The organism is Nonomuraea sp. NPDC050022 (assembly GCF_044460705.1).
Classification (GTDB): Bacteria; Actinomycetota; Actinomycetes; order Streptosporangiales; family Streptosporangiaceae; genus Nonomuraea.
In genome coordinates, this window is the sequence record NZ_JBITKE010000002.1 from 762,936 (window position 1) to 789,037 (window position 26,102).

15 protein-coding genes are annotated in these 26,102 nt (G+C 70.5%); 5 read left to right on the forward strand and 10 right to left on the reverse strand.

The features are described 5' to 3' along the window. Positions 1-95 precede the first annotated feature (95 nt). Positions 96-2,918 carry a LuxR C-terminal-related transcriptional regulator gene (locus ACIBO2_RS10105; RefSeq protein ID WP_397296336.1) on the reverse strand — a complete coding sequence of 941 codons (2,823 nt, stop codon included), beginning with the start codon at positions 2,916-2,918 and terminating at the stop codon, positions 96-98. A gap of 191 nt (positions 2,919-3,109) precedes the next feature. Between ACIBO2_RS10105 and ACIBO2_RS10110 the strand changes: the two genes are divergently transcribed. After that, positions 3,110-12,679 carry a LamG-like jellyroll fold domain-containing protein gene (locus tag ACIBO2_RS10110; RefSeq protein WP_397296338.1) on the forward strand — a complete coding sequence of 3,190 codons (9,570 nt, stop codon included), beginning with the start codon at positions 3,110-3,112 and terminating at the stop codon, positions 12,677-12,679. Positions 12,680-12,720: 41 nt separating this feature from the next. Continuing rightward, a complete protein-coding gene (locus ACIBO2_RS10115; RefSeq protein WP_358543965.1) occupies positions 12,721-13,035 on the forward strand; it encodes a hypothetical protein in 315 nt (104 codons plus the stop codon). A 7-nt stretch (positions 13,036-13,042) separates the two neighbouring features. Here the strand turns inward: ACIBO2_RS10115 and ACIBO2_RS10120 are convergent, their stop codons facing one another. After that, the gene (locus tag ACIBO2_RS10120; RefSeq protein WP_358543968.1) at positions 13,043-13,396 is read right to left on the reverse strand and encodes a VOC family protein; all 354 of its coding nucleotides are present in this window, start codon (positions 13,394-13,396) and stop codon (positions 13,043-13,045) included. Positions 13,397-13,485: 89 nt separating this feature from the next. Between ACIBO2_RS10120 and ACIBO2_RS10125 the strand changes: the two genes are divergently transcribed. Both ACIBO2_RS10125 and ACIBO2_RS10130 read left to right on the forward strand, forming a co-directional pair. Next, positions 13,486-13,905, forward strand: a complete 420-nt coding sequence (locus ACIBO2_RS10125) for a helix-turn-helix domain-containing protein (protein ID WP_358543971.1) — start codon at positions 13,486-13,488, stop codon at positions 13,903-13,905. A 42-nt stretch (positions 13,906-13,947) separates the two neighbouring features. Continuing rightward, the gene (locus ACIBO2_RS10130) at positions 13,948-15,153 is read left to right on the forward strand and encodes an MAB_1171c family putative transporter (protein ID WP_397296341.1); all 1,206 of its coding nucleotides are present in this window, start codon (positions 13,948-13,950) and stop codon (positions 15,151-15,153) included. Here ACIBO2_RS10130 and ACIBO2_RS10135 read toward each other — a convergent pair. The 4 genes from ACIBO2_RS10135 to ACIBO2_RS10150 all read right to left on the reverse strand — a co-directional run bounded on the left by ACIBO2_RS10135 (position 15,104) and on the right by ACIBO2_RS10150 (position 18,774). After that, positions 15,104-15,457 carry a hypothetical protein gene (locus tag ACIBO2_RS10135; RefSeq protein WP_358543977.1) on the reverse strand — a complete coding sequence of 118 codons (354 nt, stop codon included), beginning with the start codon at positions 15,455-15,457 and terminating at the stop codon, positions 15,104-15,106. The genes ACIBO2_RS10130 and ACIBO2_RS10135 overlap by 50 nt on opposite strands. Positions 15,458-15,468: 11 nt before the next feature. After that, complete coding sequence (locus ACIBO2_RS10140) at positions 15,469-17,490, reverse strand: TOMM precursor leader peptide-binding protein (RefSeq protein WP_397296343.1); 2,022 nt, start codon at positions 17,488-17,490, stop codon at positions 15,469-15,471. Next, entirely contained in the window at positions 17,483-18,346 is an 864-nt protein-coding gene (locus tag ACIBO2_RS10145) for a YcaO-like family protein (RefSeq protein WP_397296626.1), read from the reverse strand. The genes ACIBO2_RS10140 and ACIBO2_RS10145 overlap by 8 nt, the downstream gene beginning before the upstream one ends. 185 nt (positions 18,347-18,531) lie before the next feature. Beyond that, positions 18,532-18,774, reverse strand: a complete 243-nt coding sequence (locus ACIBO2_RS10150) for a pentapeptide repeat-containing protein (protein ID WP_397296345.1) — start codon at positions 18,772-18,774, stop codon at positions 18,532-18,534. Positions 18,775-18,862: 88 nt separating this feature from the next. Between ACIBO2_RS10150 and ACIBO2_RS10155 the strand changes: the two genes are divergently transcribed. Further along, positions 18,863-19,465 (forward strand): hypothetical protein, encoded by a 603-nt coding sequence (locus ACIBO2_RS10155; protein ID WP_397296347.1) that lies wholly within the window; start codon positions 18,863-18,865, stop codon positions 19,463-19,465. Positions 19,466-19,933: 468 nt separating this feature from the next. Here ACIBO2_RS10155 and ACIBO2_RS10160 read toward each other — a convergent pair whose 3' ends face one another. The 4 genes from ACIBO2_RS10160 to ACIBO2_RS10175 are packed head-to-tail and all read right to left on the reverse strand — an operon-like array spanning position 19,934 to position 26,083. Beyond that, a complete protein-coding gene (locus ACIBO2_RS10160) occupies positions 19,934-21,385 on the reverse strand; it encodes a SagB family peptide dehydrogenase (RefSeq protein WP_358543984.1) in 1,452 nt (483 codons plus the stop codon). After that, complete coding sequence (locus tag ACIBO2_RS10165) at positions 21,382-22,410, reverse strand: thiopeptide maturation pyridine synthase (RefSeq protein WP_397296349.1); 1,029 nt, start codon at positions 22,408-22,410, stop codon at positions 21,382-21,384. The genes ACIBO2_RS10160 and ACIBO2_RS10165 overlap by 4 nt, the downstream gene beginning before the upstream one ends. A gap of 3 nt (positions 22,411-22,413) precedes the next feature. Further along, positions 22,414-23,421 carry a lantibiotic dehydratase C-terminal domain-containing protein gene (locus ACIBO2_RS10170; protein ID WP_397296351.1) on the reverse strand — a complete coding sequence of 336 codons (1,008 nt, stop codon included), beginning with the start codon at positions 23,419-23,421 and terminating at the stop codon, positions 22,414-22,416. Continuing rightward, positions 23,414-26,083 (reverse strand): lantibiotic dehydratase, encoded by a 2,670-nt coding sequence (locus ACIBO2_RS10175; RefSeq protein WP_397296352.1) that lies wholly within the window; start codon positions 26,081-26,083, stop codon positions 23,414-23,416. Before ACIBO2_RS10175 ends, ACIBO2_RS10170 begins: the two co-directional genes overlap by 8 nt. Positions 26,084-26,102: the final 19 nt, after the last annotated feature.

Sequence of the window (26,102 nt, forward strand, 5' to 3'; positions counted from 1 at the left end):
TCCTCCACTGCGTGATGATCGCTGGGTTTCCTGAGGTCTAATCGATCTGACCAGCGCAGTCAAGGGTTCGGTACGAGCCTGTCCGCCCTGGGGCGTCACTCGGCGGCCGGCGTGATCGTCCCGATGCCGGTGACGGCTTGCCGTACCAGATCCGCCAGCTCGGTCCTGGAGGTGATGCCCAGCTTGGGAAAGGCGCGGTAGAGGTGGAAACCGACGGTCCGCGGGCTGAGGAAGAGCTGGGCGGCGATCTCCCGGTTGGACGATCCCTGCGCGGCGAGGAACACCACCTGCCGTTCCTGCGGCGTCAGCCCGCGCAGCGCTTCCGGCAACGGCCCCGCGGGGCTCGACTCCCCCGACGCGCTCAGCTCGGCCGCGGCGCGCTCCGCCCAGGGGGTCGCGCCCAGCTGCTCGAACGCGGCGCGCGCGGCCCGCAGATGAGAGCGGGCTTCGGACCTGCGCCGGATACGGCGGAGCCACTGCCCGTAGGCGAGCTCGGTCCTGGCCCGCTGGAAGGCGGTCAGGGACGGGCCGTGCAGGTCGAGCGCGCCGAGGAAGAGCGGCTCCGCCTCACCGTCCGGCGCGGTCAGCGCCCGGCAGCGCAGCGCCACCGCGCCCACCCAGCGCTGGCGCGTGTCCCCCGCCCACCGCTCCAGCAGGGCGAGCGGCTCGACGGTGGCGCCGGGCAGATCGGCCTGTACGGCCGCGTCCACCAGATCGGCCGCGCAGTGGACCGCGATCACCGGGTGGTGCGCGGGGCCCGCGACCACGCGCTCGAGGTGCGCCACAGCGGCGCCCGCCCGGCCCAGCCCCAGCTCCAGCAGGCCCAGCGCCCAGGTGGCCAGCGCCGCGCTGGCGGGCGCGTCGTGGTCGGCGCAGTAGTCCAGGCTCGATTCGGCGTAGGCCCGGCAGCGCTTCTCATCGCCGCTCAACGCGGCGATCAGCGCGACCAAGCCGCTCAGGTGCCCGACTCGGTGGGTCTGGCCGAGGTCACCGGCCAGCTTCAGTCCCTCGGTGGCCAGTCTGAGCGCTTCGGCGCTGCGGCCGCTCAGCATGAGGGCCTGGGCCTGGAGTTGCAGGGCGTACGGCAGGAGGCCCATCAGGTCCTGGTGGCGGCAGTCGGCCACCAGCGTGGAGGTCAGGCGCAGCGCCGAGCCCGCGTCGGCGGCCATCAGGCCCAACGAGGTGGCGGTGATGGCTTGCTGGGTCGCCAGGGCGGGCGTGTGCTCGACCAGCTCGCCGATGACGGCGAAGCCGCTGAACGGGTCACCGGCCATGATCTTCGCCAGCGTGGGCAGCGACCGGGCCAGCGGAGCGGACCAGGTGGGCTGGGCTCCTGATCGCACGACCTGCGAAGAAGCTGGTGACGAGGCTCGCGCGGAAGCTCGCGAAGAAGCCCGCGCGGAGGCTGGTGAAGACGCTTGCGTGGAAGTTCGCGCAGAACCTCGTGACGAAGCTTGCGAAGTCGCCGGCGCCGACCAGACGGCGGCGGCGATCTCGGCCGCGAGCCCCTCGTCGCCGCTGTAGCCGAACAGGCGGATCGCGTCGGCGATCATGACGATGGCCATGGCGTGGTCGTCGTCGCCGATCCTGGCCGCCGCGTCCAGCAGCATCCGCGCGGCCTTGGTCGGCGAGCCGATCTCGGACTCCACGGTGGCCAGCACGCGGGCGGCGGAGGCCAGCGTCGAGGGTTCGGCGCTCAGCTTGGTCGCGCACGTCGCCAGGTCCGCCGCGCGGCGCAGCTGACCGGCGTCGCTCGCGGCGACCGCGGCGGCGGCATAGCGCCGGGCGCGGGGCTCGGGGTCGGTGGTCAGCTCGGCGGCGCGCTCCAGCGCCGACGACGTCCCGATGCCCTCCAGCTCACGCGCGATCTCCTCATCCGGCCCCAGCACGGCGGCGGCGAGATGCCAGACCCGCCGCTCGGCCGACGTCTCAGTCAGGGCTCGGTGTGCGGCGATGCGGGCCGAGACCGGCGCGGACTGGTAGGCGGCGACCAGGATCAGCAGGTGGCGAGGGGTCAGCCTGTCCGGCCGCACCTCCACCAGCCGGGCGGTCTCGGCGGGCTCCAGATCAGTCGGAGTCGCTCCGGTGGCGGCGAGCAGTTCGGGCAGGGCGGCCGCGGGGTCGGCGGCGGCCAGCAGGAGGAGGAAGCGAGTGCGCTCAGGCAGGGCCCGTAAGCACGCGCCGTACAACTGATCGGCCCGCCGCGACCGTCCGGCCCAGCCGGTGTGCAGGCCCAGTGGCGACAGCCTGCCCTCGACCTGCGCGGGGCTGATCCCCGCGGCCAGCTCGCGCAGGGCCAGCGGATTGCCGCGGGCGTCCTCGACGATCCGCTCTCGCACCTGCGGGACGATGCCCGGCCGGCACTCGGCGACGATGTCCAGCGCCGCCTGCCTGTCGACACCGGGCAGGTCCAGCTCGTCTATCCCCTGGAGCGCGGGCACCTCGCCCTCGGCGGCCACCAGGATCACCACGCGCGCGGCGGCGAGGCGGCGGACGCAGAAGGACAGGACCGCCAGGCTCTCCCGGTCCAGCCAGTGCGCGTCGTCGATCAGGCAGAGCACCGGCCGCTTGCCCGCCAGGTGGCGCAGGAGGTTCCAGACAGGCAGGTACGGCGAGGCGGGTTCGCCGCACGATTGCGGCTCGCCCAGCTGGTCGAGGACGTCGCGCTGCTGGGCGGGCAGTTGTTTCCAGCGTGGGCGGGTGGTCGCCAGCAGCATGTGCAGCCCGCCGTACGGGAGGTGCGACTCCTCGGGGCTGCCGGAGGCGCGCAGCACGATTTGATCACTCGCGAGCTCGGCCGCGAAGGCGAGCAACGCGCTCTTGCCCGCCCCGGCTTCCCCGCGCACCATCAGCGCGCCGCTCTCACCAGCGAGAAGTCGCGTGATTCTGGCCTGCTCCGCGATGCGCCCGTGCAGCACCAGGCGAGAGTACCGGACTCGGAGTTGATCTCATACCTAACCGGGAACATTCCGACACCCTCGAACCAGGTCATCCGTACAGATGTGGTGCGGATAGGCGGCTACTACGGTCGCCGCCGGAGGTCGGCATGAGGAATCGTTGGGCCACTCGTCTTTGCTCGGCACTGACAGTGACCACCCTTGTCATCAGCATGGCAGGTCAGGGAGCCCACGCGGCTTCGAAGGAGCCGACGCTCCCCGAGCAGCGTCTGGGCTCGGCGGCGAACCGCGCGCACCAGGTGGCGGCGGAGTCGACCCGGGCGCAGACCGAGCCGCCGGAGAAGAAGGCCGCCAAGCTGCCCAAGGGGGTCGTGCCCCGGGAGGCCCAGCAGCCGCCCAAGCTGGTCTCCCATCTGTCGAACAAACCGCAGCTGGTGGGCAAGGCGACCGGCAAGCCGGGCAACGGGGAAGTGCACGGGTTCGACGCCAAGCAGAGCCGGGTGGCTCCCAAGCTGGGCGACGCGACGTCGAGGGTCTTCCAGAACCCCGATCAGACCTACACCGTGCGTACGTACTCCAGGCCAGTGAGGTACCGGACGGCCACCGGTGAGTGGGCCGACATCGACCTCAACCTGACCGGCGCCAACGGACGCTGGCGTCCGGCGGCCAACGACGTCGCGGCCGAGCTGGCCGACGACGCCGCCGACCCCAGGCTCCAGTCGCTCACCTTGGACAACGAGCACAGCCTGTCCTTCGCCCTCCAGGGGGCAAAAAGCACAAAAGCCAATATTTCGGGAAATATCGCGAAGTACGGTGAGGTGCTGCCGGAGACGGACCTCAAGGTCGAGGCCGCCTGGAACGGGATCAAGGAGTCGCTCGTCCTGACCTCGCGCCAGGCCCCGACGGGACCCTGGGACTTCCCCTTCCAGGCCAAGGGCCTGACACCGCGAAGCACGCCGCAGGGCGTGGAGTTCGTCGACGAGCGGAGCGCGGTGCGCATCACCGTCCCCGCCGGGTTCATGAGCGACGCCAAGGGCGCCCGCTCCGACGCGGTGCGCTACACCCTCGTCGGCGACGTCCTGCGGGTCAGCGCCGACCAGAAGTGGCTGCACGCCAAGGACCGCGCGTTCCCGGTGGTCATCGACCCCTCCTCCTACGTACGCACCACCAGCGGCGCCTCCTCCGACACCTACGTCGACAACCACTCCGGCGCCAATCACTCCGGCAGCGACCAGCTCCTGGTCGGCTCCCAGGACGGCACCAAGCGCAACAACGCCTACATCAACTTCAACCTCGCCTCGCAGATCCCCCACGCGTACGTGACCGGCGCCGCGCTCTTCCTCTACAACACCCTGTCGAACTCCTGCGCGGCCAACCCCGTCACGGTGAAGCAGATCACCAGCAGCTGGAACGTCGGCACGATCTCCTCCTATCCCGGCGTGAGTCTCGGCGACACCTGGGGGTCGGCCAGCTTCAGCGGCGGCGTGACCTGCGGCGGAGCCGGCTGGGCGTGGATCGGGATCAACAGCGCGGGCCTGTCGGCCCTGTCGGACTGGTCCAACGGCGCGGGCAACAACGGCCTGGCGCTGACCGCCGACAGCTTCAAGGAGTTCGCCAGCGCCAACTCGGCCAACCCGCCGTACCTGCAGGTGGACTACAGCCCCTGGCGGGCGCTGTACGCGATCGACTCCGGTGCCACGATCGACCCGCCGGTGACGGCCAACAGCTTCGGCAGGCTCCCCGTCACGGTGATCAACAACGGGATGAACTCCTGGTCTCCCGGCTCGGTGAAGCTGGGCTACAAGGTGTACACCCTTGGCGGCAGCTTCGTGGGCAGCTCCACCGCCGCCGCCACTCTGCCCGCCACGATCGGCAACAACGGCTCGGCGAAGGTGAGCGCCACGATCGACCCGCTCAACCCGGGCTCGTACCAGGTCTGCTGGGACATGGTGGCGAACGGGCAGTTCTTCTCCGACTGGGGCGTCCCCGTCTGGTGCGTGAGCCTGAGCGTGGTCAACGTGCCGCCCCAGATCGACTCGATGTGGCCGGGCAGCGGGTACGTGGAGTCCACCCTGATGCCGGAGTTCACGGTCACCGGCCATGACCAGGACGAGTGGCCCGGCGGAGAGTTGAACTTCATCTTCAACATCTGCCTGGTCTCGGCCCCCAGCACGTGCCCGGCGACCGGCCTGATCAAGGGCGACTCCAACACCGGCGAGCAGACCGCGAACTGGACGGTGCCGCAGGGCAAGCTCAAATGGAGCGAGCAGTACATGTGGCAGGCCCTGGTCACCGACGGCAAGACCTCCAGCCCGGCCACCGGGTGGAGCACCTTCCGCACGGTCGTGCCGCAGCCCCTGGTCTCCTCGCACGTCTCCGACAGCGCGGGCACGGCCGCCGTCAAGGGCATCGATCCGCTGACCGGCCAGTACGCGGCCACCACCACGGACGCGAGCCTGACCACCGCCGGTCCCGCCCTGGCGATCACCCGCTCCTACAGCAGCCTGAACTCCCGCTCGGGGCTGTTCGGCGTGGGCTGGACCACCGCCTACGACATGAAGATCGTCACCGACAGCGACCTGACGGGCAACGTCGTGGTCACCTACCCGGACGGGCGGCAGGCGCGCTTCGGCCGCAACTCCGACGGCACGTTCGCGCCGCCCGAGGGCCGGTCGGTGAGCCTGGTGAAGGCCGATACGGCGTGGTTCCTGCGCGACAAGTCCGGCGGCGCGTACGTGTTCGACACGAACGGCCGGTTGACCGCGATCTACGACGACGACCAGCACGGCGAGTTCCTCACCTACAACGGCGACGGCACCCTGGCCAAGGTCGTGAACAAGGTCAGCGGCCGCGGCCTCTACTTCACCTGGAACAGCGGGGTGGTGACCTCGGTCGCCACCGATCCCGCCCAGGGAGCGCCCGCGTGGACGTACGGCTACGGCTACGGCCTGCTCGCCCAGGTCTGCCCGCCGGGCACGACGACGGCCTGCACGAAGTACACCTACAAAATGGTGTCCCACCACCGCACGGCCGTCGTGGACGCCGCCCCCGCGATGTACTACCGGCTCCACCAGAGCACGACCAACGAGACCCAGATGTTCGTCGGCCAGGACGACGCGCAGGCGGTCAACCTGACCTACGGCGCGGCGGGCGCCCCGGCCGGGACCACGGACGGCTCGGCGACGTTCAACGGCACGAGCTCCTACGTGCGCATGCCGTACAACATCACCGACGACACCACCTACGCGGCGGTCGGGATGTGGTTCAAGACCACGAAGGCCGGCGTGCTGTACGGCGCGCAGATGAACACGCTGGAGGACTCCCGGGGCCCGCTCCCCTGGGGCTTCCTGCCGATGCTCTACGTCGGGACCGACGGGAAGCTGCACGGCCAGATGGCCGACGACGGCAGCTGCGGCTCGATGACGTCGACCGCGGCGGTGAGCGACGGGGCCTGGCACCATGTGGTGCTGACCGCGAGCGGCACCTGGCAGGGCATGTACCTGGACGGCGCGATCGTGGGCAGCCGCTTCAACCAGGTCAAGGCGACCCATCTGCCGTACGCCAGCATCGGGGCGGGCTACGTGAACACCTCGGGCTGGTGCCCCGCCGCGCCCACGGACACGCGCGGCCACTTCACCGGCCAGATCGACGACCCCGCCTTCTACACCCACCCGCTCGGCCCCACGTCCGTCGCCGCCCAGTACGCGGCCGGGCAGTACACCGGCGCGCTGGAGACGGTCAAGCTGCCTTCGGGCAAGCTGCAGGCCACCCTCGCCTACGACACCCAGGGCGACCGCGTCGCCTCGACGACCGACGCCAACGGCGGGCAGTGGAAGGTCTACCCCGCCCAGACGCAGGGCAGCACGGAGTACTACCCGAACGCGGTCCTGAGCGCCCGGCCGCGCGAGTACTACCGCCTCGCCGAATTCTCCGGCACCCAGGCGGCCAGCGCGGCCTACGGCGACGGGCGCGACACCGACGCGACCTACCACAACGTCACCCTGGGTCAGAGCCCACCCATCGTCCTGGCCACCGGCGGCGACAGGGCCGCCGGGTTCAACGGCTCCAGCTCCTACCTGGAGCTGCCCGAGGGCGAGATCAAGGGCGGCGGCGACCTGTCGGCGGAGCTGTGGTTCAAAACCGCCAAGCCCGGCGTCCTGCTCGCCTACCAGGCCCAGGCCATCACCGACCCGGCCGGGCCGCAGGCGAACTACACGCCCGCGCTGTACGTCGGGACGGACGGCAAGCTGCGCGGCCAGTTCTGGGACGGCGCCGCGGTCGCGCCCATCACCACAAGCGCGGCCGTGACCGACGCGAGCTGGCACCACGCCGTCCTGACGGCCTCCGGTGACACCCAGTGGCTCTGGCTGGACGGCGCGGTGGTCGGGACCAGGTCCAAGGGCCCGGTGTCCACGATCGCGCAGAACCATGTCTACGTCGGCGCCGGTTTCATCGCGGGCAACTGGCCCGCCAAGCCCTCGGACACCCTGGGCCACTTCAACGGCACCATCGACGAGGTGGCGATCTACTGGAACAGCCTGCACACCGACGCGATCCAGGCGCACTACAAGGACGTCGCGACCTTCGGCATCCCCGCCACCACCGTGCTCGCCGCCGACCCGCGCGGCAAGGCGATGGTCTACAGCTACGACCCCCAGCACGGCGGCCGGCCGACCTCGCTGTACGACGCCTCGGGCGGCACCACACGCTACGGCTACGACCTCAACGGCAACCTGGCCACGGTGAGCGACCCGGACGGGCACACCACGCAGCTGTACAACGACGACCGCGGCAACCCGGTCATGAAGGTGACCTGCCGCGGACCGCGCTCCTGCCAGACCTCCTACTTCACCTACTACCTGGACGCCGGCGACCCGCTGAACCCCCGCAACGACAAGCTCACCGGCGCGTACGACGCCCGCGCCACCGCCGGGAACGACGCGGCGCACCGCACCAGCTACACGTACGACATCTCGGGCGACCCGCTCAGCGTCACCACACCTCCCGTGGCCGGAGCCACCAACGGCGGCACCACCAAGTACGCCTACACCGATGGCGACGAGGCCGCCACCGACGGCGGCACCGTCCCGGACGGGCTGCTCGCCTCCACGACCACCCCCGGCGGCAAGACCACCCGCTACAGCTACCGTCAGAACGGCGACCTCGCCCAGGTGGTGGACGCCGCGGGGCTCACCACGAAGTACGACTACGACAGCGCCGGCCGCCCCATCTCCGAGACGAAGATCTCCGACACCTTCCCGAACGGCGTCAGCACCTCCATGGGCTACGACGCCCTGAACCACCTCACCGCCACCGTCGGCCCCGCGACCACGGACGTGATCAACGGCGTCAAGCACCTGCCGTGGGTCATCTACACCTACGACGTCGACGGCAACGTCTCCAAGGCCGAGCGGACGGACCCCACCGGCAAGGACGTCACCCGCACCACGAACTACACCTACGACGCCGCCGCCCGCGTCTCGTCCGTCAAGGACCCCGAGGGCAAGACCACCACCTACGGCTATGACGTCTATGGCAACCTCACCAGCACCGTGGACGCCACCGGCGCCGACTTCCGGCACACCTACGGCCCGACCGGTCTGCCGCTGACCACGAGCCTGGCCAACTGGGTGGGCAACCCGCTGGACAACGACGCCCCCAAGGAACTGGTCCTCGAATCCCGCGCCTACGACCCGGCCGGGCGCCTGGCCACGGTCACCGACGCCATGGGCCGGACCACCCGCTACCGCTACTACGACGACAACCTGCTCGAATCGGTCTGGGCCGAGGGCTTCCACAACGCCGACGGGACCACCCGGGACATCCCGCTCCAGCAGAACACCTACGACAGCGCGGGCAACCTCATCAAGCGGGTCACCGGCAACGGCAAGAGCACGACCGCCTTCACCGTGGACGCCGCCAACCGGGTCACCGAGGCGCTGCTGGACCCCGCCGGCATCAAGCGCAGGACCACGTACGGCTACGACGCCGACGGCGGCGTGGTCTCCCTGGTCCAGGCGCAGGACAGCGGCTACACCTGGACCGCGTTCGACCTCGACGAGCTGGGCCGGCCCCTGTCCCAGAAGGTCTGGGACGGCGGGAAATGGCTCACGACGTCCTGGACCAGGGACCAGCGGGGCCTGCCGAAGACGATGACCGACCCCCGTGGCGCGGTGACCGACTACACCTACGACGAGGCGGGCCGGCTCACCACGACCAAGGCGCCGACGGTGGCCATCGAGCACGGGGGCGGCACGCCGTACAACGTCAGGCCGACGACGCGGTCCGGCTACAACAGCTTCGGCGACGTCGTGACGAGCGAGGACGCCGAGGGTTACCGGACCACGATCACCTACGACGGCATGAGCCGGCCGCGCGTCCTCACCCTGCCCTCCTACCGGCAGCTCGGCGCCGGTGCCACGGTGACGGCGGGCTCCACCACGACGTACGACGCGCTGGGCCGCGTGACCCGCGTCGAGGACGCGCTCGGCCACGGCGACACCCACACCTATGACCAGCTGGGCAACCTGGTCGCCACCACCGACGCGGCGGGCAACCAGTCGCGCTCGGGCTTCGACGTGGCCGGCGAATGGCTCTGGACACGGGACCAGGCGGGCCGGGTGACCGGGGCGACGTACGACGACCTCGGCCGCCGGATCTCCAGCACCATCGTCGACCGCACACCGGCCTCGGCCGGGTACACCACGGCCTACGAGTACGACGACGCGGGGAACCTGACCTACGTCACCACACCGTCGGGCGCGCGCACCCAGTACGGCTACAACGCGGCGGGCGAGGTCGTGGTCGACGTCGACCCGCTGGCCCAGGCCCACTGGTACACCCGCGACCACGCCGGCCGGGCGACCAAGGTCGCCAACCCGGACGGCACCAGCAGCACGCTCACCTTCGACGGCGCCGGCCGGGCGACCGCGACGGCCGACTTCGACGCGGCGGGCAAGCAGCTGCGGTCCACGACGATCGGCTACGACGACGCGAGCAACCCGGTCACCGTCAGCAGGCCCGGCGGCGGAGTCACCACCTACGACTACGACGCGCTGAACCGGCTGACCGGCCAGCACGAGAAGACCACGGCGACGCACACCATCAACACGACCTTCGGCTACGACGCGGTCGGCAACCGCACCCGCTTCACCGACGGCAACGGCAACGCGACCTCCTACGCCTTCAACCCGTGGAACCTCCCGGTGGCGATGTTCGTCCCGCCGACCACCGCCTACACCACGCCCGCCGACCGCCAGACGATCACCGACTACGACGCGGCCGCCCGCCCCGTCCAGGTCACCAAGCCGGGCGGGGTCACCATCGCCCGCACCTTCGACACGCAGAACCGGCTCACCGCGGAGACCGGCGCGGGCGCCGAGACCGCCACGACCGCCCACAGCTTCGGCTACGACACCGTGGGCCGGCTGACCTCGGCCGGGGGTAACACCTTCGGCTACGACGATCGCGATCATCTCGTCAGCACGGCGGGGCCGTCCGGCACGGCGTCCTTCACCTATGACGCCGACGGCCGCATGAAGACCCGTACCGACAAGGCGGGCACGGCCGCCTACGACTACGACGCGGGCAGCCGCCTCACCACGGTCCGCGACCCGCTCACCGGCGGCACCTCGATCTACTCCTACGACACGATGGACCAGCTCAAGGGCGTGGACTACGGCGGCGCCAAGCGCTCCTTCGACTACGACGCGCTGCACCGGCCCACCTCCGACACGCTCAAGACCACGGCGGGCGCGGCGCTGGCCGGCATCACCTACGGCTACGACGACGCCGACCGGCTCACCACCAAGACCACGACCGGTACTGCGGGCGCCGCCGCCAACACCTACGGCTACGACCTGGCGGGCCGGCTGACGTCATGGAACTCGGCCGCCTACGAGTACGACGACGCGGGCAACCGCACCAAGGCAGGGACGGCCGCCTCCGTCTACGACGCGCGCAACCAGCTCGTCTCCGACGGATCGGCCGGCTACGCCTACTCGGCGCGCGGCACCCTGAAGTCCAGGACGCCGAGCGGGGGGAGCGCGAGCGCGACGAGCTACGACGCGTTCGACCGGATGATCACCGACGGCGCCTCGACCTACGCCTATGACGGGCTGGACCGGCTCGCGTCCACCGCGGGCCGCACGTTCAGCTACTCCGGCCTGGGCAACACCCCGGCCGCGGCGGGTGCCGAGCTCTACGGCAGGGACCCGGCGGGCGACATCGTCTCCGTCGCGGGCCTGTACGCCTACACCGACCGGCACGGCGACCTCACCGCCACCTTCACCGGCGCGGGTTTGCTGACCGATTCGGCAGCCTATGACCCGTACGGGAAGGTCGTCGCGAACTCGGGCACCAAGCGGGACGTCGGCTACCAGGGCGGCTGGACCGACCCGGCCACCGGCAAGGTCAACATGGCCGCCCGCTGGTACGACCCCGGAACCGGCGCGTTCCCCAGTCGGGACACGCTCGATGTGAACCCGATGCCGTCGATGAAGGGCAACCGCTTCACCTACGCGGACGGCGACCCCCTCAACCAGGTGGACCCGACCGGTCACTTCGGCTGCCCCGCCTTCGTGTGCGGCACCGCCAAGCAGGCGATCAAGGTCGTCTATCGGGACATCGCCAGGCCTGCCTGGAGCGCGGCCGACTACGTCCTCACCGGTGGCGGGGAACTCGGCGCGCTCGGGCGCGGTTCACGGTTCTGCGGTCCCGCCTGGCTCGGCTGTCTCGCGGCGGTGGCCATCGGCGCCGGCGCCGGCTACCTGGCCGGGAAGTGGTGGCAGAACAACTGGTGGAAGGGCTGGCCGGACGGCGGCGGGCCGTACATCCAGTACCCGGACGGCGGCGACTCGCCCGGCAAGGGCAAGTCCAAGGACGGGCCCGGCGATGACGGGCCCGGCGACTCGCCCCACAAAGGCACCAACGGCCCGCCCAAGGCGGATCCGCCGCCGCCTCCGCCGCCCACGCCCCAGGAGCTGGCCGACATCGCCGCGAAGACGCGCGCGGCCAAGCCCGGCCCGGTCGACCACGACCAGCTGCCCGGTCCGGCGGGCATCTCGCTCGCCGACGCGCTCGACAAGGGACTCAATCACCGAGTCGACAACGCCATCGACAAGATCCTGGACAAGGTCGGCGTGGCCTTCACGCCGGTCGAGGCCAGGGCCGGCGACGGGCAGCCCAACGGCGGCCTCGACCCAGCCCCGCACGTCGTCGGCCAGTGCTCGGGGGTGTTCGGCGCGGACGCGATGCAGGACTGCCGCGTCGATCCGGGCCCGGGCGTCCCGCCGGACCCGTCGGTGCAGCTGGCTCCCTGCCGTGGCGTGACGGGCGCCGGCGCCGCCTGCTCCTCCTCCGAGGAGACGACGGCGCTGGGGAACGCGGGGTCCGGCGCCGGCTTCGGCGGTGACTTCGTGAAGCTGGCACGCAGGGGTGCTGAAAGGCCGCACTGGAGCGCCAAGCTCCCGATGAGCATGGATACGGTCCGGCGGGTGGCCCAGGACTGGGACATCCGGATCGACGACCTGAAGATCAGGATCGACAAGAGCATTGATGGGCTGGCCGGGGTGACCTATCCCAATCAGCAGGTCCTGCTGCGGCGAGCGGCCTTCCGCAGCGAGGAACTGCTGGCCCGCACCCTCGCCCATGAGCGGTACCACGTGGAGGATCTGCGCCTGGGCGGCAGCTACCCGACGTCCAACGAAGAGGCGGTCCCCTGGGAAGACCGGGCCTATGCCTTCGAGGACGAGTGGTGGGCCAACCATCCACGTAACCAGTAAGGGACCATAGGTGAAACGGCTCGAGCACCGAGGTGGCCCCAGTGTCGAACACTCATGACCAGGCGCTCCGATGGGAGAGCTGGCTGCACGCTTATGAGCAGGCACGGGACGAGCTGCCCGGACCGATCACCAGGCGTTGCCCGAACTGTGGACGGGCCTGCCTGCGCCTGGTGTATCGGCTCCGGATCCCCCACCTGCTCATCGGTGACGCCCACTTCTGGTGTGACCACTGCCTGCAGGGGCCGTACCTCGGCCGTGTGGAGATCCCCGAAGCCGCCGCGGCGGCTTCGGGGGAGCAGGAGTATCAGCGGGTGAGACCCACCATCCCGAATTACGAGCTCATTCCCCCTGCGTGAGCCACTGTCAGCTGGGCTGCCACAGCTCGATCCGATTGCCCTCAGGATCGGTGACCCAGCCGAACCGGCCGACACCCTCCATGTCCTGAGTCTCCTTGGCCACGTCCGCGCCCTTGTCGCGCAGTTGCGCGAGCATCGCGTCCAGGTCGCGGACCCGGAAATTGAGCATCGTCCGCTGGGCGCGAGAGCCGAAGTATTCGGTCTCGGACTCGAAAGTCGCGAACACCGTCTCCCCGGTCTGCTGACGCCACAGGCCGTTCTCGTCGGCGTCCAGGCCCAGACAATCGCGATACCACGCGCCCAAGGCCACCGGGTCGGCGGCCCGCAGGAAATATCCGCCGATTCCAAGCACACGTTCCATGCCGTTATCTTGCCAGGACTCGCCCGTCAACCTCTGTGTAGGATGACGGCAAAGTCGCTAAACTCTGGCTGTTAAGGATCGGCACTCCGATGAGCGTTGATGAGACTCCCCGGACGCTGGCCGACAAGCTGAACCGGTTGTTCCAGACGGTTCGCCGCCAAGGTGACGCCGAATACAGCAACGTCGCGGTCGCGGAGGCCATCAGCAAGGGCCAGGACGTACAGATCTCGCACACCTACATCTGGCAGTTGCGCACGGGCCGGCGGGTCAATCCCACGATCATGCACCTGACGGCGCTGGCCACGTTCTTCGGGGTGCCGGTCGCCTACTTCCTGGACGACGCGGAGACCGCCAAGATCGACAAGGATCTGGAGCTGCTGGCCGGCATGCGAAAGGCGGGTGTCACGCACATCGCCCTGCGCAGCGCCGAGCTGACCCAGGGCAGCCGCGCCGCCATCACCGAAATGGTCAATCAGCTCTGGAAGCTGGAGAATCCCTCCGATGAATGATCTCTTGGCCGCCGATCTTCGGTGTCTCGGGGCGCGCCCATCTTGATCGGCCTGGCCGTCGCCGGCTGGATCGCGGTGGGCATCAAGCTGTTCCACCTCCGCGCCAAACCCGGCTGCCGGTCGACGCGTTGGCTGTGTGCCGCGCTGCTGGCGCTCTCGGTGTCGATCTGCTTGCAGGACCAGACCGTCCACGAGGTGATCGACGGCCACACGACGCTCAACACCGCGGGCACCCTTTCCAACTGCCTGACCTTGATCGCCGCGACATCCGGGCAGTGCGCGTTTCTCCACATGGTCTATCCGGCGGAGCAGGCCATGCGGAGCGCCCGGCTACGCCTGCGGCTGCTGATCGGCGTCCTGGCACTGATCGGCGTTCTGCACGCGACGACCCCGTCCAATTACGCGGCGGCCCTGGCCAGCCAGCGGCTGGCCGAGCAGATCCCGGTGATCTCGGCCGCCGCCTACGTCTATGTCGCCTATCTGGCGTTGACCGTCACCGAGATCGCGCGCGCCACGCACTACCGCGCGAGCGCCGCGAGAGGTTTCTCCCTCCGCAACGGCCTGCGGCTGCTGTTGCTCGGTCTCGCCTGCACCATCGCCTACGCCGGGCTGCGGTTCGCCGCCATGTCCGCCCACCTGCTCGGATGGCACGTGCCGTGGCTGTACGGCAACCTGATCGGCGATGTGTTCCGCCTGGCGATCCTTTTCGTCGTGGCCGGCATCCTGCTGCCCGTCACGGGCCCGCGATTGGGCCTGGATCATCTCGCGCGGTGGTGGTCGCTCGACCGCTCCTATCGCAAGCTCTTCCCGCTCTGGAAATTGCTGTACGACCAATTCCCGGCCATCGCCCTCGATCCACCGGGGACCCGGCACGTCGATTTCCGGGAGCCGGAGCAGGCCCTGTACCGGCGGATCGTGGAAATCTGGGACGGCCGCCTGCTGCTCCTCCCCTACTTCGACCCGCGCGTCGCCGAAACGCGCCGGGCGCAGGCTACGGGCCTGTCCGATGACGCGCGCGGAATCGCCGTCGAGGCCGCGCTGATCACCTCCGCCCTGCGCCGCAGCAGGCTCGGCGAGCGGCCGGACCCGCGCGGACCGGCGATCCCCGACAACAGCCCGGCCCACCCTGACGCCGAACTCGACTGGCTGATCCGGTTGGCGGCGGCAGTCAGGGCCGACGAACGGCGAGCAAACCCGCTCAGCCTGCGGCCAAGTGGTCTCCTTCCAGCGCGGCGCCGAGCCCTGTGAGGCTCTCGTACACACTGACGCCTTCCGCGATGGCTTCGAGCTGGAAGACGCTCACCGACGTGGGCGGGTAGCCGATGAGCTCGATGACGCGGCTCACCCGGGCGGGCCCGTCCATCGCCTCGGCGGAGTCCCAGAGGTAGACCGCCCCCCAGGTCTGGCGGGCGGGATTGGAGAACCACGCCTTCAGCCGCATCCCCTCCAGCGTGGCGTAGGCGTCGACGGCGTAGTCCCGCAGGTAGTCGCGCAGGCTCTCCACGGTCTCCGTGGACCTGCTGAGATCCCAGGCGACGATCGATACGAACATGGCCGGCCCTTCTACGGGAAAGCGTGGGGGTACGGGTTGACGTCCTGTGGCTCCAAGGGCCGATCCCGGTATCCGAGCCGGTACGGCACCTCGTACAACCTCGGCAGACCGTCGACCCGCCGGTAGTCGTGGCCGAAGGTGACCGGCAGGGTGCCGGGGATGACGACCTTCACGCAGGCCAGGTCGGACACCTCGTGCTCAGGGGTCGTCTGATCCACCACGATGACGTCGGCACCGGTGACGAGGTAGCGGTCGACCAGCTCGATCAGGTCGTCCCGGAGATCGGCGTTGCGGAGTCGCGCCGGCGACGGAAGATCGTCGATGTGCCGCCGGTGCGGCGTCTCGGTGAGGAAGCGCAGCCGGTCGTACGTCCGGTGGTCGCCGTACAACAGGCGATGGTCCTCCATCTCCTTCACCAGCGACGAGTCGTCCACCATCCGGCCGGCCTCGTCCATGTGGTCGGGATAGCGCTTGATGAGGTCGGCGAGGAGCGGGCCGAGCTCGTTGAGCGCGTTCTCGATCGCGCGTTCCGGGACCGGGTGAGCGCCCGCCGAGCAGGCGGCCTTCGGGCGTTTCTCGTCGTCGCCGGGATCGACGGCCATCGCCCAGACGCAGGGGATGCCCTGTTCGAGGGTGGTGTCGAAGAGCATCACCTGATAGCCGCTCTCGGCCTCGATGGCTTCGATGATCAGGGGGATCATCGAGTCGCGGGCGAAGGTCACGTCGATCCGCGGGACCGGCATGCGCGCGTACCACGTCATCATGAAGGCGTCGCGCTCGGCCACTTCGAGGATCCCGTGGAAGACGGCCTCCTCCAGGCTGCCGCCCAGGGCGCAGCCGTTGGAGACCTCCTGGACGAACGGCGGGCGTTCGGCGTCATGGTGGCGGGCCCGGTAGTAGGCGTAGGTCTCGGGGACCAGCGCGGGAGCACTGCGGGCGAAGGAGTACCCCCAGACCCAGCGGCACACCTGCGCCTCGTCGAACGGGCGGTACGGGAAGCCGGGGAGCCGATGCCGCTCCGCCGGATAGAGGCCGAGCGTCCGGGGGTCGATCGCGTCGTGGCGGACCTCGGCGTAACTGGCCGACACCGTGGTGCGCTTTCCCCCGGGCTCCATGCCGCCGTGCCGTTCCAGCGTCTCCAGCATGGCGGTGACCTGGCTGCCCTGGTAGTTACGGGTACGTCCGAAGCCGTACTCGGTGGAGCCCTGGCGCAGGCCCATGGGCGCCGCGGCGACCACGATGCCGCCTTCGGTGCTCTTGAGTACGGATCGGATGAGACCGCTCTCGCCGTCGACGTACCTGGCCTTGAGCGTGTCCACCTCGCCGGTCATCGACCGGAGCCGGTAGACGTCCGGGGCCGGTTTGGGGCGGGACCGGAGGAAGATGTCCGCCCGCGAACGGTCGTCGGGCGGCAGCGTCCCGCAGGTGCCGCAGAGCGGGTCGGGCAGGAACGGGTGCGGCTCGACGGCCAGCGTCTCCAGATCCAGGTAGACGAAGGCGGATCTCGTGCGCGCGGTCTCCCGGTTTCCCGTGCGCGCGGTGACCACGGCCTCCCGGTTGATAGGCCGTGCGACCTCCTCGGTCACCACGGCTTCCCGGCTGACGAGCCGAGCGATCTCCTCGGTGACCAAGGTGGCGGCGAGGTCGGCCGCGAGTCCGGTGAGCCAGGCCGACGGCAGCGCGGACAGGGTGGCCCCCTGCTCTCGCCACACCGTCTCGTGCCCGTCTGGCTGGAGATGGGCCAGCCTCCGCCGGAACTCACCACAGTCCACGCAGCCGGGAAGTCCAGGCTCCTCCAGGGGGCCGAGGACGACTCGCCCCAATTCGGCCCGTACCGGCAACCAGGGCACGCCCGACTCTGCGGCGGAGGCTCTGACCTCGGCGTAGCCGGACAGGTCCCAGCGGTCATGGGCCACGACGGCCGCGACCGCACCGGACGTCAGGAACGGCGAGACGGAGGATCCGCCGCCGGACAGTGCCGCGACGATGCTCTCCCTGAGCAGCCCTTCACCGAGGACGGCGATCTCATGCATGGGTCAGCACCACGTGGACGGTGTACGGCATGATCGAATGAACCTCACGATCGTGGTCGAGGGGCACCGCCACCGGCGAGAGACCGCGTCTGGCCAGCGCGGACACCAGACTCGCCGAGTCGGTACGGGAGGCGTCGGGCAGGCGGCGGATCGCCGAACCGCGCAGCTCGGGCGGTATGCCCGGCGGCGCGGGTGGCGCGTAGGTGGGCTGGGCGTTCTGCCGCGCCTGGTAATGGAGAAGGGCCTGTTCGAGCGCGCCGGTCACGGCTTCGGCCGTCGACGACCCACCGGCGTATCCGACAGGCGTGTCACCCAGGTAACTCATGGCGGCCGGAATCTCCGCCGGCCCGGTGAGGTCGTAGCAGGTGACCACCTCGCCCGTGGCCTGGATCATGGACCTGTACCGTTCACCGCGCGGTGGGAGCGACCCGCTGTCCAGGTCGAACCGGGGCAACGGCGTCGTCCGGTGCTCCAGATCGGCGAGCGCCAGCCGTCCCGCCTGCTCGGCCAGCGCGCCGTCGACGGCCTCCTGCCAGCTGTATCCGGCGGCGATGCCCACAGTGGTTCCTACGGCAATGCCCGCAGTGACTCCGGCAGCGACTCCCCCGGCCATGCCCCCAGTAACTCCCGCAGTCTGGGTCGGCGCCCGGCCGCCAGCCCGGCTCGTGCCGGACAGCACCGGGAAGGCGACGTCGGCGGCGACGGCTAGCGTCCCGCCGTCGGCGAGCCGGTGGCCGAGGACGAACCCGCTGATCCTGCCGGCCCGCAGGTCCGCGAGCAGGGCATCGGGATCGGACTCCGGCGCGGCCAGCGGAGTGCGGCCGTCCGCCGAGAGCAGCCGGCGCGGATCCACCATCAGCGAGGCATAGACGGCGAACGCCTTCAGGGCGGCCTGGTGGCGCGCGGACTCGAAGTCGAGACCCGTGCCGACGACCCTTGAGACGGCGCCCCCTAGCAGTCCGACCGGGTCGGGCACCTCCACCTCGCTGACGTGCAGAGGGATCTGCGCATAATCGCGCTCGGTCGGCTCCCCGAACACACCTAGGAGATCGTCGGCGCACACCACCGCCCGCCGGGAGAACGCCTCCCGACCGAGAACCGCACCGTCGCGGGCCGGGTCATCGGGTCCGGGGAGCACGGGTTCGGAGACCACGGGTTCGAGGAGCGCAGGTTCGAGGAGCGCAGGTTCGAGGAGCGCAGGTTCGAGGAGCGCAGGTTCGAGGAGCGCAGGTTCGAGGAGCGCAGGTTCGGCCGACCGGGCGTAGGGGTGCGGGACGAAGGCATGTGACGTCCGGCGCAGCGTGGAAAGGTCGATCCTGGTCAGCCGAGCACGGCGGTCGTCCAGCAGGCCGTTGGCGGTCCGAAAGGCCATTTGGACCAAGGCGGCGGCGATGGCGGCGGCCCGCGTCCCAGCGACGGCTCCGACAACGGCAAGCGTCTCAGCGGCAGCCCCCGTCCCGGCAACAGCCCCAACAACAGCGAGCGTCTCAGCGGCAGCCCCCGTCCCGGCAACAGCCCCAACAACGGCAAGCGTCTCAGCGGCAGCTCCCGTCCTGGCGACGGCCCCGGCAGCAGCGAGCGTCTCGGCGGGGGCGATGGGCGGGTGTGGCGCGGGCCGGGCCGCCACTCGGCGGCGGCCCGCCGTCCAGCTCGCCACCCGGCGCAGGCCGGCCGTCCAGCTCGCCGTCGATCGCGTGCCGAGGTCCTCGGGGCCGAGCCACACCTCGCCGTCCAGCATGACCGCCTGCGCCAGGGGGATCCCGCGCTCCGCGCAGAGCCGGTCGAGCAGCGGTTCATGCGCCGCGTCGCCGGAGACGTGCAGAACGAGGTCCGCGCTGTCGAGCAGGGGCAGCAACCCCTCCTCGCTGAAGTCGGCGAGGAGGTGCCGCTCGACCTTCTGGTCAGGGGTACGCCGACCGCGCTCGACCCATTCGACGCCCAAGTGCTCCAGGCTCGCCATCTTCACCAGACGTGACCCCGTCCGTACGGCGGCACGCGCCACCCACGGCACGATGTCCCCCGCCCCCAGAACGAGCACCTCTTTATCCCGATATGCCCGAAATATGATGATAGGTGAGTCTCGGAAATGCCCGATGAAAGCCACCTCATGGCGATATTCCGGATATTCCAGGGCGGCCTCCGGACCCACAGCGCCGACGTCTCTCACGACGTCCCGCTCCGGCAGCGCGCCGACGTCTCTCACCACGTCCCGCTCCACCAACGCGGTCAGCAGGCTCTCCACGGCGGCCCGGCGCTCGGGCGGCAACTCCTCCGTCAGCTCGGCCAGCGTGTGCCGCCCGTCGAGGTAGGGCTTCAGCAGATCGAGCAGCGGACCGACGGATCGGCCTTTCAGATGGCTGGATCCCCGGTACGTGAGCAGGTACATCCCCGCCGAATCCGGGGCATGGAACGCATCCGGGCGTAGCAGTAGGCCCACGTTCGTTTACTCCTGTTCCTCGTCGGCGGCCGGTTCCTCGTCAGCGGCCGGGCTCGGCCGGCTCCCGAGCATGAACTCACCCACGCTGGCCTCGACCGCCGGATCTGCTCCCGTGGCCTCGTTGAAGGCCGGCGCGTCACCTCCGCCAAGCCCGGAGGCGGCCAGCCCCATCGCGGTCGCGACCAGGTACATGGTCTGGAAGAGCACCCCGACATGCTTGAGAATCAGGGCGTACGGCATCTCCTCGTACGTCCACATCACCCGCCCGAACCTGGCCGACACCACGATCAGGACCTGCGGCCACGTGGTGGTGGCCGCCGCCCGGCTCGCGGTCGAGAGCAGCCGCCCGACCGCCGGGCCGGGGTCGCGGACGAGGCGCAACCGGTGCTCGTGCGCGTCGTAGTGGTACATGCCTGGCGCCAGGCCCGCGACATTCCGGACGACCGGGTACAACTCCAGCTCGTCGACCCCGCCACCGGCGGGACGGGGCGTGTCGACGTACTCCACGCCCTCCCACACGTTGACCTGGCGTACCCGGGCACATCGGTAGAGCAGTTCCGCGAGCTGATCGACCGTGATCGGGCGGTCGTCGTCGTGCTCGCGGATCGAGCGCCGCTCCTCGATGGCGTCGGTCAGCCCGAGGTCGCGCACGCGGATCTCGTCCAGGTCCGGTACCCGCAGGTCGATCGCGGGTCCCGGATAGGGTTCCCGGCGCGCGGGGAGCGGCGGGAACTGCCCTTGCCCCCATTTGGTACGGCCGAATCCGGCGTCGAAGTAGCCGCCGTTCCCGTTGCGGCTGCGCGAGTGGAACCACAGGTCGTGCGGTCGCCACTGGCGCAGGCGCCACTCCGACTCCGCGTCGCTCCCGGCGGGGATCGCGATGCCGGTCCAGCGCAGATCCCGCAGCAGCCTGGCGATCAGCTCTTCGGGCAGCGGGCCCTTCAATGTGGCGGTCGAGAGCGGCCGCGCCATCTCCGTGAGCATGGCCGCGACTTCCGGGTCATGGATCAGCACCTGCGCCCACGAGGTCGGCGCCTCGGCGAGGATGTCCTCCCCCTCGCGCCGGAATACCGCGAAACCGGACAGCTTCACTTCGTGGTCGATGTCCTTCTCCACAACGTCCTGCTCCACGTCGGGGTCGGGCGCTCGGACGGGCTGCACGGTGTACAGCTGCCTGCCGAGATGGCTCAGCGTGGTCGTCACCCATCCCCCGCTCCGCAGGGCCCCGAGGAATTCCGGGTCGGACGCGCCGATCGCCGTCAGCTCCGACGGCGGGCACGGCCCCTCGGCCAGGCGACGCAGTACGGCCCGACCGCCCGCGCCCACCGGCCCGAACGAGGCCACCCTCCGCCACAGATCATGACGGAACAGGTGCAGCTCGCCGTTCGCGCCTGTCGCGCTGTAGACCCCCGGCCGCAGCCGCAGATGTTCCTCGTACGCCGGAGCCTCGCCGCTCATGATTCACTTCCTTCCAGGTACGCCTCCACGGTGTTGGCGAGCAGATGACACAGCAGAAAGCGCTCGACCGGAGCGAGGCCGAGCCGGGTCATGTGCAGATAAGTGAGGTTGAGCATCAGCCTGTACAAAAGGAACTCGGGCGCCTCCCGGATCTCCGCCCACACCGGATCGGCGTAACCCGCCCGGTGAAAGGGACTCGACTCGGCCAGCTTCGACTCCTGCTCGGCGCTGACGGTCGGCACGACGAACGCGCCCTGTTCGAGGAGCCGCGCCCCCCGCCGTTGATACGGGACGAGTGCGGCCTCCCAGTCCGCCAGCAGCTCGGCGTCCACGTCGTCGCCGCCGAGCACCGCCCGCAGCTGGGCGAGGAGGGTCAGGTGGTGTTCGCGGTAGTAGCCGTCCCACGTCGGCCTCATCCCGCGCGCTTCGGGAAAGGTCGACAGGAACGCCTCGGCGTGGGACCTGAAGGTGAAGTATCCCTGGGAGATGTCGGTGCCCGACAGGCGGTGCGCCGTCGCCACCATCAGCTTGAACGCCAGCTGCCGCCGTCGCGCGCCACCCCCGGCCTCGGTCATCGCGAAGGCGAGGTCGGTGGTGTCGGCGTAGAAATCCGCCACGAGGTCGGCCATGTGCGGACCGCCCAGCACCTCTGTCCGGTCGTCGTACTCGGCGACGCGGAGGGTGTTGTCGGGGAACCACGGCGTCAGAGGGCCGGTTTCCCGTTCCAGCTCGGCCAGCCGCTGATGTGAGGAGAGCTCCTGCTGGGGGTCGAGCGGCAGCGATGAGGGGTGCTCGGCCAGGCACTCGCCGATGATCTTTTCGGCGGCCGGCCGCACCACGTGCGTGAAGGTGTCGTGGTCGGTGCGGAAGTTGAGCCGCAGATGCGGTCCCTGCCGCCAGTGCCGGGTGTAGGAGAGCCCTGCCACCTGCCCGGCCAGCTCACGAAAGAGCGGGCGTACTCCGTGCAGGATCAACGGATCCTTGTCGTGGTCGTAGTAGCGGACGTGAATGCTGTTCCAGCGCACGGACTATCTCCCCTCCCCCGCGAGCACGGCCACCGCGTCCGCGCACAGCAGCCGGACGGCCCCCTCTTCCTGCACGGTCACGCCCAGCCGGTTGCAGACCAGGTGGGCGCAGATGTCGAGAACGGTGAGGACCTGCCGCGTCTTGACCGCGCCCTCCCCCTCCCAGCCTCGGGGCGGCGGCTCGAACCGGCCGGCGCCGGCCTCGGCGGCCAGCGCGTCACGGAGCGTGGACACCGATCGGGCCCAATCCGCCAGGGAGCCCGGCCCGGAGACGTGCTCCAGGTGCGTGGCGAGCCCTCTCATCCGGCGAGCGAGGCCGATGACGCGATCACGCTGGCGCCCTGTCGGTTGCGCGGTCGGTTGGGTGAAGCCAGCCTCAGGCGCGCCACCGGGCCGCGCGGCCGCGGATACGTCGCCGCGCCGGTCCTGGTCGACGCTGACCCACGGCGCCAGCCGGGCCACGTCCCGTTCACCGCAGAACCAGGTGAGCAGGATCATCGCGGCTCCCGCGGTGGTGCGGTCCGCCGGCCGCAGGCCGTCGCGCAGGAGGCCGAGGGCGATGCGGCTGGACTCCGCGAAGTGCCGCTCCACCGCCTCCATCGAGGCCCCGGTGCCGTAGCGGTCGTGTTCGCGCCGGTACGGGATGAACGCCACGGAGTTGTTCGGGAAGAGCCGCTCGGTATGGCCGGGAAGTCCCTCCCACTGCGCCAGGGCCTCGCCTATGCCGGCATAGTCCCGCTGGCTCATGGAGCGATCCGCCGGGTTCTCGGCGAGATACTTCTCGAACCGCTCCGTGATGACCCGTTCCACCTCGGCCCGGTGCGCGGGGTCGGCAGGCAACGCGCGGAAGCGCAGATGCGGCCCCCCGTCCCAGTACCTCAGGAAGAACGTGGCCTCCGCGAGCCCGCTGCCGGCCAGCTCGGCGATCAGCGGACCGGCCGCGTTCGTCAGCAGCGGGTCCAGGTTCTCGTGATAGAAGACGTGGGCGCTGACCCAGTCCGATTCATGCATGCCGGCCGTCCTGGTCAGAGATCTCGATGAGAAATTCGGTGACGCTGGGGTCATCGGGGTCCGGTCCCAGCGCGTCCTCGAAGTCGGGCAGCACCTCGTCGAAGATCACCATCGGCCCCGAACTCGCCAGCATCTTCTCGAAGGCCGCGACCAGGAACCAGTTGGCGAAGTCGACGTAGACGGGCTTGCGGGATTTGTCGAAAATCCACTGTGTCCAGTCCCCCGTCCCTTCGCCCGCGCCCCCGTCCGGGCGGGCGAAGCGGACGAAGGATCGCACCGGGATGTCGTGCTCGTGCAGCCACGACGCCAGGCGCAGCAGATAGGCGGCGTCGGTCTCGCCCTTGGCCCGTTCCGGAAGCGTCTCCTTCGGCACGATCCAGCGGGCGCGCTGGATCACCACGCCGCCGATCTCCACCCGGGGATAGGCCACCAACGACGAGGGGAGGTCCAGATCGGCCGGATCCGCCAGCAGCGGGATGCTGGGATGCACGTAGTGCGTCTCTCCCGAGACCTGGATCAGCAGGCGAGCCGCCGGTGGGAGCAGCAGGTCGGACATCATGCCCAGATGCAGTGCGGACAGATCGGCGCCCAGCCGCTCCGAGACCACCTTGAGCAGGCCGCCGCGCGGATCGAGGACCACCCCGAGGTCTCCCAGCGGGATGCGCTCCTCCGTGGGACGGCTGCTGACCGCGAACGGATAGTCGATCTCGTACGCCACGTGCGGCACCCGTCTGTTCAACGCCGAGGCGGCCACTCCGCCCAGTTCGGCGAGCACCCGGCCGCTCGGCCGGTGCTCCGTGGCCTGGCTCTCGCCCGTCGCCTCCGCCATCAGGGCCAGCACCCGGCTCCGTCCACGGCCGTAACCGGTGTGCGCCGCGTTGAGCACCAGGCCGATCCCGCCGTGACCGGGCACGACCTGCACGTAGCAGGCGAGGGAACGCGGCGGGACCACCCATGACGGCCAGTCGTCCGTCAGCTTCCTGATCAGCTCCGCGGGGACGCTCACGACACCGTCCCGCTCCGGCTGGGCGAGCACCGCCTGACGTGCCTCCCGCTGGATCGCGGCCAGCTCCCGCAGCCGCGGGAGCGGGCTCTCGGACAGAGCGCCGCCCGCCCCCATGGACGGGCCCATCAGCCGGGCGACCTCGCGCGCCGCGTCGCTCGGCTCGGCGGACTCGCCGTCCTGGGCGAGCACCTCCTGGAGCGCTCGGTGCAGGACGAGGAGGGGTACGTTGGCATCCGGGCCGAAGCGCTCGGAAAACCAGGCGCCGAGGGCGATCCGGAATGGCAGCGTCAGGTCGAAGGCGCCCAGCCAGCGCCGTACCACGTCCAGATCCTCCAGAGCCGGGCGCCATGCCGCCGACCCGGCCTCCGCCACCGGATCCGTGAAGACGGCGTTCTCGCGGAAGGTGTGCCGGCCCTGCCCGTCGAGCGCGGCCGGCTCGAAGCCGAGCGGTTCCGCCAGGTCGGTGAGCGCGGTTTCCAGTTCGTGCTGCCGCTTCCAGTGGCCCTCGACGTCGTCCACGACCACGGGCAGCCGCGCCTGCCGACGTACCCGCCGCAACGCCTGGACGACGTCCGCGAACTCGGCTCCCCCATGGTCGGCGACCCATTCGGCCAGGTCGCCCAGCGGATCGGCCGATTGGTCGGCGACGGGGTGCTGCTCCTCCAGGAGCCCGGCCCGCACCAACGCCTGGAGGAACGCCTCGACCGGGGACTCGTCGGCGGCGCCGCCCGCCAGGCGGGAGCGGAGCTCGGCCCGCGTGGATCCCGGGCGGCGCGCCGCCAGGTTCAGGCATGCCTCGACCGCGGCGGTGGCCGGCAGGGTCACGATGGGTTCCTCGGTGGAGCGCCCGATGAAGCTGACGGTTCCGTCCCGGAAGGTCGCGCTCGGGTTGACCCGCAGGGCCAGGTGCCGGGCCAGGCGTGGATCGCGGGTGAGCGTCTCGCCGATCCGCTGGAGGAGGAAGGTGTGGATCTCGAGCACTCCATGAACCTCGGCGGGAGTGAACCGCACGGGTGACTCGCCGTCCGCCCACGTCCCCGTGCCACTGGCCATGAAGGTGCCGTACGGGCTCGTCTTGGCGGCCGCTCTCGCCAGGTACTTCGCCAGCCGGGCCATGGACTGCCTGCGCGGTCGCCGCCGCGGGTCCGCCAGCCACTTGGCCAGTTCGCCGAACAGGGCCGGGCTGGCCTGGGACAGTGCCCGGCGGAAGCCCGGATGACCGGCCACGTCACGCAGGACGAGCTCCTTCTCCCGCAGCTCGGCGGCGAACACGTCGTCGAGCGCGCGTCGCCCCTCATCCAGGCGGTGCCTGGTGACGATCCAGGATTCGATCGCGTCGCCGATCTCGGCGGGGACGAGCGCGGCGACACGCGCGTTCCATTCGGTGTCGCGGGGCAGTCGTCGCTGGTGCAGCGCCCGGCGCAGGCCGACCAGCGCCGGCTTGGCCGTGCCGGGGTCCAGCGCTCCGATCAGGGGATACAGTGCCTGCGCCAACGCCTCGCCGTCGCGCCGTAACGTGGCCGCCTGCCGGGCCAGCTCTTCCGCCCGGCCGTACGCGCTGTCCAGGCGCAGTCGCGACAACGCCGCCACCGGCACACCCGCGACCCGCACCACGACAGACGACTCCACGTGGGCGCCGCTCGTTAAGATCACCATTTCCTCCGGAAGCGCCAGA